The organism is Micromonospora sp. NPDC048999, assembly GCF_040649295.1.
Classification (GTDB): domain Bacteria; phylum Actinomycetota; class Actinomycetes; order Mycobacteriales; family Micromonosporaceae; genus Micromonospora.
The window spans coordinates 1-15,817 of record NZ_JBEZFI010000072.1; the positions used below are offsets into that span (position 1 = coordinate 1).

At 69.2% G+C, this 15,817-nt stretch carries 11 protein-coding genes; 5 read left to right on the forward strand and 6 right to left on the reverse strand.

Features of this window, described 5'->3' with window-relative positions:
• Nucleotides 1–122: 122 nt before the first annotated feature.
• Both AB0C02_RS32550 and AB0C02_RS32555 read left to right on the forward strand, forming a co-directional pair.
• Entirely contained in the window at nt 123–863 is a 741-nt protein-coding gene (locus AB0C02_RS32550; RefSeq protein WP_357553054.1) for a hypothetical protein, read from the forward strand.
• Between the two features lies 1 nt (nt 864).
• Entirely contained in the window at nt 865–1,380 is a 516-nt protein-coding gene (locus AB0C02_RS32555) for a hypothetical protein (protein ID WP_357553055.1), read from the forward strand.
• Nucleotides 1,381–1,449: 69 nt separating this feature from the next.
• Here the strand turns inward: AB0C02_RS32555 and AB0C02_RS32560 are convergent, their stop codons facing one another.
• From AB0C02_RS32560 to AB0C02_RS32585, 6 genes are all read right to left on the reverse strand, one after another.
• Complete coding sequence (locus tag AB0C02_RS32560) at nt 1,450–2,004, reverse strand: copper resistance CopC family protein (protein WP_357553056.1); 555 nt, start codon at nt 2,002–2,004, stop codon at nt 1,450–1,452.
• Nucleotides 2,005–2,033: 29 nt separating this feature from the next.
• Nucleotides 2,034–3,260 (reverse strand): Dyp-type peroxidase, encoded by a 1,227-nt coding sequence (locus AB0C02_RS32565; protein ID WP_357553057.1) that lies wholly within the window; start codon nt 3,258–3,260, stop codon nt 2,034–2,036.
• On the reverse strand, nt 3,257–3,859 hold the full coding sequence (locus AB0C02_RS32570) for a copper chaperone PCu(A)C (protein ID WP_357553058.1): 603 nt from the start codon (nt 3,857–3,859) through the stop codon (nt 3,257–3,259). The genes AB0C02_RS32565 and AB0C02_RS32570 overlap by 4 nt, the downstream gene beginning before the upstream one ends.
• A 181-nt stretch (nt 3,860–4,040) precedes the next feature.
• The gene (locus AB0C02_RS32575) at nt 4,041–8,030 is read right to left on the reverse strand and encodes a ThuA domain-containing protein (RefSeq protein WP_357553059.1); all 3,990 of its coding nucleotides are present in this window, start codon (nt 8,028–8,030) and stop codon (nt 4,041–4,043) included.
• A 52-nt stretch (nt 8,031–8,082) separates the two neighbouring features.
• Nucleotides 8,083–9,183 (reverse strand): multicopper oxidase domain-containing protein, encoded by a 1,101-nt coding sequence (locus AB0C02_RS32580; RefSeq protein ID WP_357553060.1) that lies wholly within the window; start codon nt 9,181–9,183, stop codon nt 8,083–8,085.
• Nucleotides 9,184–9,277: 94 nt separating this feature from the next.
• Entirely contained in the window at nt 9,278–11,146 is a 1,869-nt protein-coding gene (locus AB0C02_RS32585; protein WP_357553061.1) for a family 16 glycoside hydrolase, read from the reverse strand.
• A gap of 1,060 nt (nt 11,147–12,206) precedes the next feature.
• On the opposite strand from AB0C02_RS32585, the gene AB0C02_RS32590 reads away from it, so the two are divergent.
• The 3 genes from AB0C02_RS32590 to AB0C02_RS32600 all read left to right on the forward strand — a co-directional run.
• The gene (locus tag AB0C02_RS32590) at nt 12,207–13,319 is read left to right on the forward strand and encodes a sugar phosphate isomerase/epimerase (protein ID WP_357553062.1); all 1,113 of its coding nucleotides are present in this window, start codon (nt 12,207–12,209) and stop codon (nt 13,317–13,319) included.
• Nucleotides 13,320–13,755: 436 nt separating this feature from the next.
• A complete protein-coding gene (locus tag AB0C02_RS32595; RefSeq protein ID WP_357553063.1) occupies nt 13,756–14,934 on the forward strand; it encodes an ROK family protein in 1,179 nt (392 codons plus the stop codon).
• A partial coding sequence (locus AB0C02_RS32600) for an ATP-binding cassette domain-containing protein (protein WP_357553064.1) occupies nt 14,931–15,817 on the forward strand: 887 nt, incomplete at its 3' end. The genes AB0C02_RS32595 and AB0C02_RS32600, both read left to right, overlap by 4 nt.

The window sequence follows — 15,817 nt, forward strand, 5'->3', positions numbered from 1 at the left end:
TCTGACACCCCTGTCGAGCGATCAGATCGACGAGTCCTCCGTCGACGTGCTGTGCACGTACTCTCGAAGTCTTTCCCACACGATGTCCAGGCGGCCCGCACGCCGAGAGGGGGCAGTTCCGGATGAGCAATCGGACTAAGCTGCGCCGCAGCCCACCGACCCGCGCCCGCAGCATTGTCCCCGTCGTGCTGGCGTTCCTCGCCGGCGCGCTCGCCGCCGGCCTGACCATGGCCGCTGTCACCCGCGACACTTCCCCTACGGCCGACCGCGTCGCCGAGTTGCGGGCCGAGGAGGCCCAGCGCGATGCGCGCCAGATCGCCGAGCTGACCGACCAGGCCCGTGGTACTCGGGAGGCGCTGCTGCCGGTGCTCGACGGGCTGGCCGCCGCCCTGCCGCCGGGCCGCACGGCCCACCCGGGCGCGGCCGTCACCTCGGGCCAGGCGGCCACCCCGGGCCCAGCCGTCGCCCCGGGCGACGCGGCGTCCGGGCCGGCCGCCGACGCGGCGGCGACGCGCGGCTGGCAGGCCACGACCGCCAAGGCGGTCGAGGAGTTCGCCGCTCCACCGTCGGGCGGCACCGGGTTGAACATCGCCCGCTCCGGACTCTCCGCCGCGGTACGCCAGCTCGACCTGGCGGTCGCGACGTACGCTGCGGCGTTCACCGTGCCCGACGCGCGCCGCCCCGAGCTGCTGGCCATCGCCGCCCGGCAGCGCGACGCCGCGGTGGCGACCTGGTCGACCGCCGCCACCCAGCTCGACGTGCTCAACATCGACGCCGGCCACGGCCACACCCACGTCTTCCTGCCCGCGGCACCCGGGCAGGGCGCGCTCACCGCCGACGGTGCCCACGAAGGAGCGGATTGAGATGCGACCACTGCGGGCCCTGCTGGCCCTCCTGGCGGCGCTGCCGTTGTTGCTGCTGCCGGCGTCGCCTGCGGCCGCGCACGAAGGACTCAAGCTTGAGGTCGCCGGCGACGGCGCGACCGGGGTGACCGTGCGGGCGACGTACCTCGACGGGCACCCGGTGGAGGACACGGTGCTGCGGCTCGTGCTCACCGCGACCGGCGAGGGCGGGCGTTCGGCCGGGCCGGTTCAGCTCAATCCGGCCGCCGAGGGGCGCGGCTTCTACAGCAGTGGGCCGGTGCTCTCGCCGGGACGCTGGCAGGTCAACGTCACCGGGCCCGACCCGACGGCCCGCGCGGCGGCCACGGTCGAGGCGCGCGCCGCCCAGTCGGCGCCGCCGGCGGAACCGGTTGCGGCCACCGGCGCCGATCCGGACGGCGGCACCGAGCCGGGCGGCGGCTCACTGCGGTGGGTCGTGGGCGGCGTCGCCACGGTCGCGCTGGCCGGCGCCGGCGTGCTGCTCGCCCGGCGCCGCTGAGCTTCACCGTTCCGGCAGGTCCGCCCATCCCGGTCCACCGGACTCTGACCGGCGCCGCGCGGCCTTGCCTTACGAGACACTGCGTCGCCGACGGGCCACCACGGCACCGGCGGCGATGACGGCGACGACGGCGATCCCGCCGGCCGCGAGCAGCATCGGCCTCGGGCCGTCGGAACGGTGGGACGAGGCGTCGCTGGCGTCCGAGGCCGGCTCGTCCGGGGCGGTGCTGGCGGTCGGGTCGGCGACGGTGAAGGAGTACGACCCCTGTACGGGGTGTCCGTCGGCGGAGACCACCCGGTAGGCCACGGTGTAGCTGCCGTTGGCCAGGGGTTGGTTGATGGTCACCATGCCGGCGGCCCCGGCGACGACCGGTTCACCGGTGGGGATCTTCCGCTGGCTGGCGTCGGTGAGGACGATGGTGGTGAACGTGGGGCTCAGGTTCTGCAGGAATTCCAGGGTGATCTGCGTTGGCGGGGTGGCCAGCCGGGCGTCCTGGGCCGGTGTCGCGGCCCGCAGCGCGTTGTGCGCGGCGGCGGGGGAGGCCGGGGCCAGCAGCACCGCCAGGGCGGCCAGCAGGGTGGCGACGATCGCGGCCGCGTTCGGGCGGCGCAGGCGTGTGGGCATGGTGTGTTCTTTTCCGGTTGGAATGACGCTCAGCCGAGCAGTTGCTGGCCGATCCAGCCGCCCTCGGGGCAGCCGGGTGGGATGGCGAAGACGGCCGAGCCGATCGGGCTGGTCCACTCGTTGAGCAGGTCCTGTTCGGCCAGCCGTTGCTGGATGGGCAGGAACTGGCGGGTGATGTCGGCCTGGTAGGAGGTGAAGATCAGTCCGCTGTCGGCGTGGCCTTCGGCGGTCGGTGTGCCGTCGTAGCTGTAGGGGCGGCGCAGGATCTTCTGCCGGTCGTCGGTGACGTGCGCGCGGGTGAGGTGCGAGAAGTCGGGGATGACGGTGAGCCCGTCGGGGTCGGTGGCGGCGAAGTCGGGCTGGTCGTGTTCGGCGGCGCCGGTGAGCGGGGCGCCGGTGTCGAGGCGGCGGCCGACGGCGAGTTCGCGCTCGGTGCGGCCGAGCAGGTCCCAGGTTTCCAGGTTCATGCTGATGCGGCGGACGACCAGGGTGGTGCTGTCGCGCAGCCAGGGCGGTCCCTCGGGCACCCACACGGCGGTCTCCAGCGGCCCGCCGGGCGTGGGGTTGGCGGTGCCGTCCAGTTGGCCGAACAGGTTCCGTTGGGTGCGGCCGGGTTCGGCGCCGGCGGCGCGACGGAAGCCCTGCTGCACCCACCGCACCGTGACGAACGGGCGGCTGTCCTTGATCAGTACCCGCTGGGCATGGGCGACGGTGACCGGGTCGTCGGCGCAGATCTGCAGCAGCAGATCCCCGCCGGACCAGCGGGGTTGGAGCCGGTCGATCCGGAACGCCGGCAGATCGGCCACCGATGGTGGCCGCCGGTCGTCGAGGCCGGCGGCGGCGTAGAGGCCGGGACCGAAGCCGAAGGTGACGGTCAGCCGGGCGGGCAGCAGCCCGAGTTCGGGTTCGGTGTCGGCCAGCGCCGGGCGGCCCTGGGTGAGGCGGGCGGCGTCGTCGGACAGCAGGCGCAGCATCCGACCCACCCCGGCCCGGTCGGTCCCGGGCCGGAGGTTGAACGCGACGAACGCCGCGTGCGCCTGCGGGGCGGTGGCGACGCCGGCCTGCCGCTGACCGTGGAACGGTTCGACGGCGCTGCCGACCGCGGCGACCGGGATCGCTCCGCCGGGCCCGGCCGAGGGTTCGCCGGTACGGACAGCGGCGACAGCGGCGGCGCCCGCGAGCGCGCCGGCGGTGAGGGCCCCGCCGGTGAGCAGGCCACGCCTGCTCACCGGGCGGGGGGTGGGACGGCTGGTCATGCCGCCGAGCTCGTGCTCTCGTGCGGCGTCGGCTGGTCGTGGCCGTGGCTGTCGCCGTGGCCGGGCTCGTAGTCTTCCTGGGCGCCGGTGAACGGCTTGGCCACGGCGGTGAACGTCTGCGTGCGGCCGTCGGCGAAGGTGAGCGTGAAGGTCAGTTCGTCGCCGGCCTGCACCGGCTGCTTCAGGTCCAGCATCATCAGGTGGTCGCCGCCGGGCTCCAGCACGTAGGTGCTCTTCGCCTTGACCACCATGCCGCCCTCCTTGGGCTGCATGACCATCTTGCCGTCCTTCATGGACATCCCGTGCAGCTCCATCGGCGACACGTCGGTCGCCACCGCGGTGACCGTCACGTCGGTGTCGCCGTCGTTCACGAGGGTGGCGAACGCCGCGCTCATGCCGTGGTCGGCGGCCTTGACCCACGGGTCCCGGACGCCGAGCACCTCCGTCGCCGCGCTCGCCGACGCCGTCGGGCTCGACTCCGTTGACGGCTGGTCCGACGAGCCGCAGCCGGCGACGCCGACGGCGAGGAGCGCCGCCGCGGCGGCGGCGAGCAGGATGGCCGGGCGACGAGACGCGCCGGAGACGGTGGTGCGGGGCATGACTGGTGGTCCCTTCGTTGATCAAGCTGCTGAAGGGTTGGTCGCCCGCACCAGGTGGAAAGTTCCGTGACACAACTCACGCTGGCCGTCGGCGTTGATGCCGACGGCCAGCGTGAGGAAGGATTTTTGTGCCCTGGTACGCGTCCGGGTACGGAGTCCCGTACCCGGACGCGTACCTTGGTTAGAGCGCCCGCACCCTGACGTTGCGGAACTCGACCAGGTCGCTGTTGCCGTGGTTCTGCAGCCCGATGAATCCGCTGAAGAACTGGCGCAGGGCCGTGGGCGGGTCGCCCGCGCGGGACGAGTTCTTGCCCGGGACGTTGTCGAACTCATTGATCACGACGCCGTTGCGGATGATCGTGTAGTGCTGCCCGACCGCCCGGATCTCGTAGTCGTTCCACTGGTCCTTCGGCGTCACCCCCGCCTTGTCCAGACCGATCGGCGCGAAGTTGTACACCGAGCCGGTCTTCTGGACCTCACCGGTGGCTCCGTCGTAGATCTGGATCTCGTGGCCGCAGTAGATCGCCACCCAGGCTGGGTCGGTGCGAGCCGATCCGGTCGTGCTGCAGCCCTCGGGACGGTCGGCCAGCGGGGTCCTCGGGTCCGGGAACCGGATGAAGACACCAGTGTTCGCGCGGGTGGTTCCCGTCGCGATGTCCTTGAACTGCAACCTGACCGAGAAGTCGCCGAACTCCTGTCCCGCGTACCAGAGCATGCCCAGGCCGCCGGAGCTGCGGATGGAGCCGTCGGTGCGCAGCGAGAACTGCCCGCTGGGCGCCTGACGCCAGTCCGCGAGGGAGTACGCCGACCCGTCGAAGATCGACTTGTAGCCGCCCGTCGTGCCGACCGGCGAGGCGGCACCGGCCGCGCGCAGTGACACCGCCTCGCTGCCGGTGATGACCTTCCCGCCGGTCAGCTCCGCGATCACGTCGTCCAGGTGGCTCATGAACGACCCCTTGTTGGGCCAGTCCGCCTCGTCGTTGATCAGGTCGTTGATCGTGCAGCCGGCAACAACCTGGCGGTTCTCCAGGCCGGTGTCGGTGTCGAGCAGCCGGACCGTCGACCGCGCGTCGGGAGCGTCGCACCCGGTGTTCACGTCGATGGTGGCGGTGGCGACCTCACCGTCGGCGTACGTCACCTTCACGGTCGCCTTGTAGGAGCCGTGCTTGCGGTAGGTGTGGGTCGGGTGCGGCTGGGTCGACCCCTTCGTGCCGTCACCGAAGTCCCACTCCCAGGCGACACCGCCGACCCGGGCGCCGGAGAAGTCGACGGTACGCGGCGCGCTGTTGTCAGCCACCCGGGCCGTTGCGTAGCTCGGGCCGGGGGTGGCCGGACCGCCCTGGTAGGTGATCCGGATCAGCTTCTGGTTCGAGTGCAGGGTGAAGAAGCCACCGGCGTAGTCGACCAGGTAGAGCGCGCCGTCCGGGCCGAACTTGGCGTCCATCCAGGACTGCAGCTGGGTGGTGCCGGTACCGGGCTGGATGATGCTCTTCAGGTCCTCGGCGAAGGCCGGCGCCCCCGCGTCCTTGACGTTCTTCGGGTCGACGGTCACCGCGACCCGGTTGTTGGAGTTGGACTGGTCACCGAGGAACCACTTGCCCTCCCAGTACGCCGGCCAGGCGACACCGCTGGCGGTGTCGACCTCCGAACGGTGGTACGTCGGGCCGTTCATGATGGCCTGGCCACCACCGGTGAGGTACGGCTGGGTGAAGGTCTCCTCGCCCGTCTTGTAGCTGGGCAGGCCGCTGCCGTCGGTCCGGGTCGGGTAGACCGGGCCGCCGCCCTGCGGCGAGTACCAGATCATGTTGTTCCGCGCCGGTGGGATGTTGACCAGACCGGTGTTGCGCGGCGACTCGTTCTTCAGGTTGTCGCAGTCGTACCAGCCGGCGGGGAGGGACGCGTCGACGTTGCTGCGGTCCCGGTAGGGCTGCTTGTTCCCCATGCAGTAGGGCCAGCCCTGGTTACCCGCGGAGGTGATGATCGTCGCGGTCTCGTACTTCGCCGGCCCCCAGGTCTCGCTCGGGGCTCCGGCGTCCGGGCCGACCCAGGCGGCGGTCAGCCAGTTGTTGACGTGGTCCCAGGCGATCCGCGAGATGTTGCGGACACCCATCACGTAGATCTCCGGGCGGGTCTTGCCGCCACCCTCCTCGTTCCCGGTGAAGAGGTTCCCCTCGGGAACGGTGTAGGTGCCGTCCGACTCCGGGTGAATACGGATGATCTTGCCGTTGAGGTCGTTGGTGTTGCCGGAGGTGCGGCGGGCGTCCTGGAACGAGATGCCCTTGTAGTCCGCGGCCCAGTTGTTCCCGGCGTATCCGCCGCTCGAGGCCTCCGAGGAGTTGTTGTCACCGGAGCCGATGTAGAGGTTGCCCTTGTTGTCGAAGGTCATCCCACCACCGGCGTGGCAGCAGCTGTGGATCTGGGTGTCCCAGTGCAGCAGGTCCTTGCGGGTGGCCTGGTCCAGCGAGTGCGCGGCGTGGTCGTAGGTGAACCGCGAGACCGTCCGCTGACCGACCCGCCGATCGCGGTCGATCGACTCGTGCGGCATCCAGTAGACGTAGACCCAGCCGTTCTCCTCGAACTTGGGGTCGAGCGTGAGGCCGAGCAGGCCCTCCTCGTTCTTGACCAGCTCGCTGCCGCTGCCCCGGTTACCCATCACGGCCAGCGTGGTGAGCAGCTTCACCTGCTTGGTCGCCGGGTCCCACTCGTGGATCGTGCCGCAGCCGAGGCCGACGTTCGGGTTGTTCCAGTCGGCGATCGCGCCGGTGGGGCACGCCGCCCGGCCGATGTAGAAGACCTTGCCGTCGGGGGCGACGGTCAGGCCGTGCGGCTCACCGATCTGGTCGAGCTGCCCCGACTTGTTGGTGGTGGTGAGCCGCTCGGTCTTGTAGTTCGCCGCGATGGTCGCCTGGCAGTCACCCCGGACCGTGCCGGCGGTCCACTGAAGCGCGCCGAGCAGGTGGCTGCGGAACTGGAGGTCCGTGGTCCAGCTGGCCTCGGTGCGGCCCATGCCGGTATAGAACGACCGGCCGCCGTCGTAGTCCTGGCACCACGAGACCGGGTGGAACGCACCGTTACCGTTCAATCCGGTCTTGTGCTGCCACCCCTCGACCTGCGCGACCGTGTGGACCTTGCCGATCGGGTTGGGGCTCCAGTTGATCCACTGGTCCGACCGGGTCCACTTGAGCGGCAGCCCCTTGTTGGCCGGGTGCTGGCGGTCGGTGAGGTTCACGACCGACTGCTGCACGACGCTCTCGGGTGCCGGGCCGGCGTCGGGGCCGAAGAACCGCAGCTCGGCCAGCTGGGTCAGCGGCTCGCCGTTGTTCGCGGTGATGTCGAGCCGGTAGTGCTGGTAGGCGGTGCTGTTGTTGAACTTGAATTCCCGGGTCTGGAACCGCTGGGGGAAGGTCTCGTTGGACCGGGTGTCCAGGTTGACCCAGGTGGTCCCGTCCGTCGAGCCCTTCAGCGTCCAGTTCTTCGGGTCCCGGCCGGCGAAGTCGTTGGCGGACGTCAGCGCGTAGTGCCCGACGGCGACCGGCTTCTCCAGCTTCAGCTCGACCCACGCGGTGTTCGTGCGGGCCAACCACTTGGTGTTGTTGTTCCCGTCGACCAGCTGAGCCTTGCCCTCGCTCGGCGGATTCTCCGAGTTGACCTTGATGTCGATGACCTTCTCGGCCGGCGGCATGCTGCCCGCCGGACGGGTACCGATCAGGCCGGTGAACCAGGACGAGCCGGACTGCGCGTACGCGGCGTCATGGACGCCGAGGAAGCCGCCGCCACCCCGGATGTACGCCTGGAACGCGGCCTCCTGGTCCCCGTTGAGCTCCACGCCCTTCGAGGAAAGGAACACCACGCTGCGGTAGCGGGCCAGGTTGTCGGCGTTGAAGACACTGGGGTCCTCCGCCTCGTGGACGAAGAAGCCCTCCTCATTGCCGAGCTTCTTGATGATGTTCGTAGCCCGCTTCACCGGGTCGTCCTGCGTGGCCGCTGGGCCGTGGAACACCAGGACGTTGACCACCTTGTTACCCCAGGTGGGGGCCGCCGCCAGGGCGTCCGGGGTAACGACCGGTGCGGTCAGCAGGCCGAGCGTGAGCGCCGCGGCCGAGGCCAGGGCGCCAGCGCGGCGGGTCGTCTTAGTTAGTCGGGACGGTCGGAAATGGCTTTTCTCGGCCATTTCTGCTCCTCCAATTGGGTTGGGAGTCGCTCAGGGATGGGAAGCAGGGCGGTCAGGATCCGTGCGTGTGCCCGTTGTGCTGCGGGATCTGCCCGTTGTCGTCGAGGACGTGGAACATCGTCGACATGCCCTGGTCGGAGTGGAACTGCATGTGGCAGTGCAGCATCCAGCTGCCCTCGCCCACCGAGTCGCCGGCGATGATCTGTACGCCGAAGGAGTCACCGGGACCGAGGGGCTTGTTGTCGATGAGCGGGATGTTGTCGACCACTGCCTTGGTGTCGCCCATGATCGTGCCGGTCCGGGTGTCAGCCCAGTTGTGCCCGTGGACGTGCCAGGTGTGCATGTCGTTGCCCATGCCGACGGCGATGAACTCCACCCGCTCACCCTTGCGGGCGATAAGGCAGGTCGGGCCGGCCACCGGCCGTACCGGGTCGCAGGTGTCCGCGTCGGCGCCGCGCCGCAGGTTGATGGTCTGCCGGTCACCGAAGACGGTCACATAGGTCCGGTCCGGGCGCGGGTCGCCCTGACGGCGGACGACGAGCCCGCCGAAGAGCCCGGAGCCGACGCCCTGGGTCCCGTGCGCCCCGCCGACCATGTGGTCGTGGTACCACCAGTAGCCGGCCGTGCCTGGCGATCCGGTCTTCACGTTCCGCGGCTTGGCGTACCAGGTGTAGGTCCGCGATTCGCCCGAGCGCACGTACGAACCGCTGTGCAGCGTGCCGTCCGAGTCCTGGGTGTACTTCACGCCGTGCGTGTGCAGCGACACGCCGAGGGGATGACTGGCATCGGTGCGCAACGCGGTCAGGGTCGCCTCCGACACCTGGTTGTACAGGGTGATCGCCAGGCACTCGCCCTCGATCATCTCGATGGTCGGCCCCGGGTAGGAGGCCGTCTGCGGGGTGAGGCCGTAACCGAGCCGGACCTGGTTCGTCGCCGCGTCACGCGGCAACTCCACCGCGTACATCTTGATGGTTCGGTCCGGGCGGACGCAGCCGTCGGGCTCCTTCGCGAAGGTTCCCGAGGTGACGGCGAGGGCCGTGCCCGCGCTGGCGAGCGTCCCCACCGCCACCGCTACCGCCAGGAGCGTCCGGCGGGCGCTCGACTTGAGCCGCCCGGTCGGCTCCGGTTGGCTGTCGGTCAGTTCGTTATCCAAGGTGGTGATCCAATCGTTCGGTCAACCGCGGCTGGTGTCAGGACCAGCCGCGGTCGACATGGTTGTCAGGTGGAAATCGGCCGGTGTGGCGATGTCACGGATTCAGCGGGGCAACCCGGACGTTGCGGAAGCTGACGACGTCGGCGGCGCCGTGCACCTGCAGGCCGACGTACCCGGAGGCGTTCTGCCGGCCGGCGCTGCCCGGGTCGTCCGAGCGGGGCGGGTCGAAGACCGCGCCGGGGGTGTTGATGAACTCGTTGACGAGTTCGCCGTTGCGGTAGATCGAGTAGTGCTGGCCGACCACCCGGATCTCGAGGTCGTTCCAGGTGCCCTTCGTGGTGACCTGCGCGCCGTCGAGGTCGACGCCGCGGAAGCCGTACACCGATCCGGTCTTGTAGCGGTCGCCGTCGGCCGCGTCGAGGATCTGGATCTCGTGGCCGTACTTGATCGCCACCCACTCGGGCCGCGGCTCCTGCGGGTGCTTGTGCACGCCGGGGAAGCGGACGAAGACACCGCTGTTGGCGCGCTTGTCACCAGGCGCGTCGTCCCGCCACTGCAACTTCATCGAGAAGTCCCCGTACTGCCGGATCGGGAACCACAACATGCCCAGGCCGTTGACCGGAAGGCTCGTGATCGAGCCGTCGGCGTTGCGGGTGAAGCCGCCCGCGCCCACCTGCTCCCACTGCTTGAACGACGCACCCGAGCGGTCCAGGATCGTCTCGTAGCCGTTCTGGTTGTCCGCCTTGCCGACAGCGGAGGCAGACGCCTGGTCGATCAGCGACTTGCGTTCCGCCTTGCTGACGACACCGAGGTGAAGCAGGTGTTCGGCGATCGCCTTGACGTGCGTCACGAACTCGGCGTGGTTGAGCCAGTTGCGCTCGCTGGCGATCAGGTTGTTGATCGTGCAGCCGTCGCCGACCAGCCGGTTCGGCAGCCCGGTGTTCACCGTGCCGAGCCAGACGACCGGGCGGGTGTCCAGCACCGGGCACTCCGGGTTGTGGCTGACGGCCACCACGGTGAAGGTGACGGTTGCCGGTTCCGAAGTGTTGCCCACGCGGTCGGTGGCCCGGTAGGTGACGGTGTGCTGGCCCGGGTGGTTGACCGTGACGGGGCTGGAGTACGTGGCGTACGCCTGTCCGTCGAGGGAGTACTCGATCTTGTCGACGCCGGATTCGGTGTCGGTGGCGGTGAGGGTTACGGTGGCGGCGCCGACGTAGGAGCCCTCGCCGTCCTGCTGGCCGGAGAGCACGGCCGTCACCGTCGGCGGCGTGGTGTCCGGGTCCGGCGGCGTCACGACAGTGAAGGTGATGGTCGCCGGCTCCGAGGTGTTGCCCGCCCGGTCGGTGGCCCGGTAGGTGACCGTGTGCTGGCCGGGCTGGGTGACCGTCACCGGGGTGGTGTAGGTGGTGTACGCCGACCCGTCGAGGGAGTATTCGACCTTCTCGACGCCGGATTCGGTGTCGGTGGCGGTGAGGGTCACGGTGGCGGCGCCGACGTAGGCGCCATTGCGGTCCTGATCGCCGGAGAGCGCGGCCGTCACCGTCGGCGGCGTGGTGTCCTGGTTCCCGCCGCTGACCACCAGCAGGCCGCTCATCGCCCCGTGGCCGGGGATGGCGCAGAAGTAGTGGTAGACGCCGGGAGTCAGCACCACGTCAACCGTCCACCGACCACCCTTGCTGTCGTAGGGGTCGGCGAGGATGTTGACGTCCACATCCCGGTTGTAGGCCGGGTTGCCGGTGTCGAACGTGAGGGTGTGCTGCATGCCGCTGGTGTTGCCGGTCGCGGCGCTGTTCTCGAACACCAGCGTCGCCGGGCCCGCCACGGCGGAGGTGGGCACGGACATGTAGGCACGGAAGTCGTCGCCGGCAGTCCACGTCAGAACCTGGGCCTGCTGTTGCAGTTGACCGCCGCTGACCGCGTTGGCGAGAGCCGGTGTGAGGCCGAGGAACAGGGTGATCACCATGGTGATCACCGCGAGCGGCCGCCTGAGCGAGCTGGTGGATGTCCGGTTCGGAGGATGCGGCTGGCCGAACGCTGTGCCGAGTCTTAAGGAGACCTTGGGCATTCCCGGGCTACCTTTCACGTAGTTCCTTGGCCTACGGCGGGATGCGCGTAGACCGATGGCAGAGGGCGCGCGCCGGCCTCGCCCGGCCACCGTGCCGATAACCGGGGCGCGGTGGATGCCACGCGGTTCGGCAGGCGGGCGGGCTCGCTCGGGGAGTGAGACTGCAAAGCAAGTTGGCCGGGCAGGGTCGGGCGGCGGTCCAGACAAGACTCGCCGCGCGCCGCGAGCGGTCAGGGCCACCGTGCCTGGAGGACATGGCGCGCGCCGCCGCGCCGGCTCAAGTTGTCGTCGTTGCCCTCTACAGGAGCCACACCCGTGGAGAGTTCGTGGTGTCGGGCGAAGGTGAAGCTGACCGTTCGCCACGACCGGTCAGCCAACCGCACCGTCGGTTACCTAGCCCACACCCAACGTTTGGTGGATGAGGCTAACGGACTTCCTTCCGGCCTGTCCAGCCCTTCCGTCGATATCTGCCTCTCTTCTGGACGGAGTGGTGGTGACTTTTTTCGTACGGACGAAAAAGTTGGCTCCTCGGGTCAACGGCGGCTGCACCGCGCCCCGGCCCGGGCGGGTCGAAGCCGGCCGGCGATCCTCTGTGGCCCGACACTTCGTGGCGATCGGTGACAAAGGAATCGACAGCTTGAAGGAAAGTTTGGTTCGACGGGCTCTTTCTTTCCCCCGCAGGTAGCGATACGGTCTGCCACAGACGTAACAAGCGCGACACCTGTCGCACACGTCAAGTTGCTACGGGTCCCCGGCGGGACCCAGGGGGTGCACCCGCCAGGGGCGTGGCGAGTGCGACAGCGGCTTCGCCGCCACGGCCTTGGGCCGTGTCAGCGGAGCCCGTCCCTATATGCCCCGGACTGACGCGTTTCGGCGGCGCGTTGGCTTCGAAGACACACCGGTTCCTCTACTCGTCATCCGGCGGGCCCGCGGGTCCGCCGCAGAAAGGTGGAAGAGAATGGACGAGGTGCAACGCCGCGCTGGTGGCACCGCCATGCCCAACCCGGCGCTCACCCGGCGCCGGATCCTCGGTGCTACGGCGGGTGCCGCCGCCGCGCTCGGCGCCGCCGGCCTGCCTGTGCTGCAGACCGCTACGCCCGCCATCGCCAAGGGTGGCTGGACCGTCGAGCCGCTGATCCCGGCGCAGAACCGCGGCATCATCCTGTACAGCGTCCGCGACCGGATCACCGCCGCGCCCGACAGCAGTGGGGTGCCCTACGGTTTCGAGCGGGTGCTCGCCCGCCTCGCCGAGCTGGGCTACAAGGAGATCGAGTTCGCTGGCTACACCCAGCACACCTCGATTCTGGGCCGGCAGATCACGCCGAAGGAGATCCGCAAGATCCTCGACGACAACGGCCTGGTCGCCAACGGTACCCACACCACGATCAACAGGGCCACGTTCCAGCGGGAGCTCGACATCGCCGAGGAACTCGGCATGAAGAACATCGGCACCGGCAACGACCCGACGAGCAGCAACTACCAGGCCGACTGGGACGCCGCCGCCGACCTGTGGAACGAGCTGGGTGAGCAGGCCAAGGAACGCAAGATGCGCCTGTACACCCACAACCATGACGCGGCCTACAACTTCCTGCTCGACGCCGGTCCGCTGGACGGCAACGGCCGGCCGACCCGCTCGTCGGGCGTCCGGAAGCTGGAGTACTTCTTCGCCAAGACCGACCCGAAGTACGTCTACTTCGAGATGGACATCTACTGGGCGTACGTGGCGCGCCACCGGTACACCAAGTTCGTCAACTCGGCGGGCAAGGAGAAGGCCGACCTGTTCGACCCGATCCTGACCGTGGCGCGGCGGACCAAGCGGTTCCCGCTGTTCCACGCCAAGGACGGCACCAAGAACCCCGCGCAGACCAACGGGTACGACATGGCCCCGTTCGGCAAGGGGCAGATCAACTTCCAGCAGTTCTTCCAGACCATCGGCGAGCAGGACTTCCACCACGCCAACTGGGAGATGGACACTGCTCCCGGCGGGGCGGGCAACCTCGGCCAGTCGTTGGACTTCGCCAAGATCAGCTACGACAACATGTCCGAGCTGACGATCTACCGCAACGACTGACCGGCCTGGCGCCCTCGCGCCAGGATCCGATCGGTAACAGCGCATGGGACGCGACCCGGCCGCACATCGCGGTCGGGCGCTCCTGCGCATCCCCGTCCGGCCGGCGGCAGCGTGACGCGACGCGCCTGGCCGAGCCGCAGCCGTAGCGAAACCCGTTGAAGCGCACGCAGCCTCGTGATGCATGTGCGGTCGCACCGTGCCCGGAAGCCCGGTGCCGAGCGGTGATCTCGTGGCCGACGCTCCACTGTGGTGGAAGAACCTTGCGTCCGGTCGTGGCTCGCTTTAGCGATCACCGTGCGTAACTTCTGTCGGGGTCGGAAAAACTTTTGTTTTGACCGCGCGAAAGATCTAGACACAGAGCTCAAAGGGCTCCTACTGTGTCGGGCATGACACGCCGCTGTTGCGGCCCCGTGAACCGTTGTCGGAGGTGACACCCGTGCGCACTGTGGACTCACTGCATCTGCGCCTACTGCGCCTGCTGCGTGACCATGGTGCGATTTCCCGTGCCGAGCTGGCCGACCAGCTGGAGGCCCCTCGCCCGCGGCTGCTCGCCGAGCTGGATCGGCTGGTTGGTCTCGGTTATGTGGCGGAGGCGGGGTTGGCGGCTTCTCGGGGTGGTCGTCGTTCGACGTTGGTGGAGTTGAATCCGGGTTTGCGGTTTGCCGCGGTGGATCTGGGTGCCAGTTCGATTGATGTCGAGGTGGTGAATGGTCGGCTTGAGCCGGTGGCGGCGTATGCGGAGTCGGCTGACATTCGTTCGGGGCCGAAGGTGACTCTGCAGCGGGTCAGTGAGTTGTTACACAAGGCCAGGGTGGATGGTGCGTACGAGCGGCTGGCTGCGGTCGGTATCGGGGTGCCGGGGCCGGTGAGTTTCCGGGATGGTGTGCCGGTGTCGCCGCCGATCATGCCGGGGTGGGATCGTTTCCCGGTTCGGGAGTTGTTGACTCGGGAGCATGGCTGCCCGGCTGTGGTCGACAACGACGTCAACGTCATGGCGATCGGTGAGCGACACGGCGGCGTCGCCCGCTCCGTCAACGACTTCATGCTCGTCAAGATCGGTACGGGCATCGGGTGCGGGATCTATCTCGACGGTGAGGTCTACCGGGGTAAGGATGGCTGCGCCGGCGACATCGGCCACATCCAGGTCGAGCTCAACGGTCCGATGTGCTCGTGCGGCAACCTGGGCTGCCTGGAAGCCCTGTTCGGTGGGGCGGCGCTGGCCCGGGAAGCAACCGTGGCCGCCCGCTCCGGCGCCTCGCCCGCGCTGGCCGAGCGGCTTGCCGCCGCCGGCACGGTGGCCGCCTGCGACGTGGCCCTCGCTGCCGCTGAGGGCGACATCACCTGCATTCAGCTCATTCGGGATGGTGGCCGGCGGGTCGGCCGTGTGCTGGCCGGCATGGTGAGCTTCGCCAATCCGTCGATGATCGTCATAGGTGGAGGACTCGCCCAGTTGGGACACATTCTTCTCGCGGAGATTCGTAGCGTGGTCTACCGCCGTTCATTGCCGCTGGCCACCGGCAACCTGCCAGTCGTGCTCTCCGAGTTGGGCTTGCGCGCCGGGGTGGCCGGAGCTGCTGTGCTCGCCAGCGACGTCGCCTTCGAGCAGGCATCATGAGCGCCCAAGAGAACATCGCGGGCCGGCACCCGGCCGACGACACGCAGCACTCCGTGGTCCTACGCCTCACTGACGGGGTGAAGACGTTCCCCGGTGTACGCGCGTTGGACGGGGTGCAGTTGGAGGTGCGGGCGGGTGAGGTGCACTGCCTGTTGGGGCAGAACGGCGCCGGTAAGTCCACGTTGATCAAGGTTCTGGCGGGGGTGCATCGGCCGGATTCGGGTGAGGTCGTGTGGTGTGGCGAGCCGGCGGGTTTCGCTGATCCGCAGGCGGCGATGCGGGCGGGGATCGCCACGATCTACCAGGAGCTCGACCTGGTTGAGGATCTGTCGGTGGCGGAGAATGCGTTCCTTGGTCACGAGCCGCGCCGGTTGGGGTTCGTGCGTCGGGGCAGTATGGCGCGCCGGACGCGGGAGATCCTGGCCCGGTTGGGGCATGCGGAGATTCCGCCGGGTCGTTTGGTCCGCCACCTGCCGGCTGCGGGTAAGCAGATCGTGAGTATGGCGCGGGCGTTGTCCCACGATGCCCGGTTGATCATCATGGATGAGCCGTCTGCGGTCCTTGCTCATGACGAGGTGGGGAATCTGTTCCGGATTATCCGGGAACTCACGGCGCAGGGGATCGCGGTCATCTATATCTCGCATCGGATGGAGGAGATCCGGGAGATCGGTGACCGGGTGACGGTGCTCAAGGACGGCCGGACCACTGCCGCGAATCTGCCGGCCCGGACCACTCCGACCAACGACCTGGTGGCCCGGATGACGGGGCGCAACATTGAGTACGTGTTCCCGCAGCGTCCGGCCGGCGGGTCGGCTGGTGCCGAGTTGCTGCGGGTGGAGGGGCTGACCCGGGCGGGTGAGTTCGCTGATGTGTCGCTGAGCGT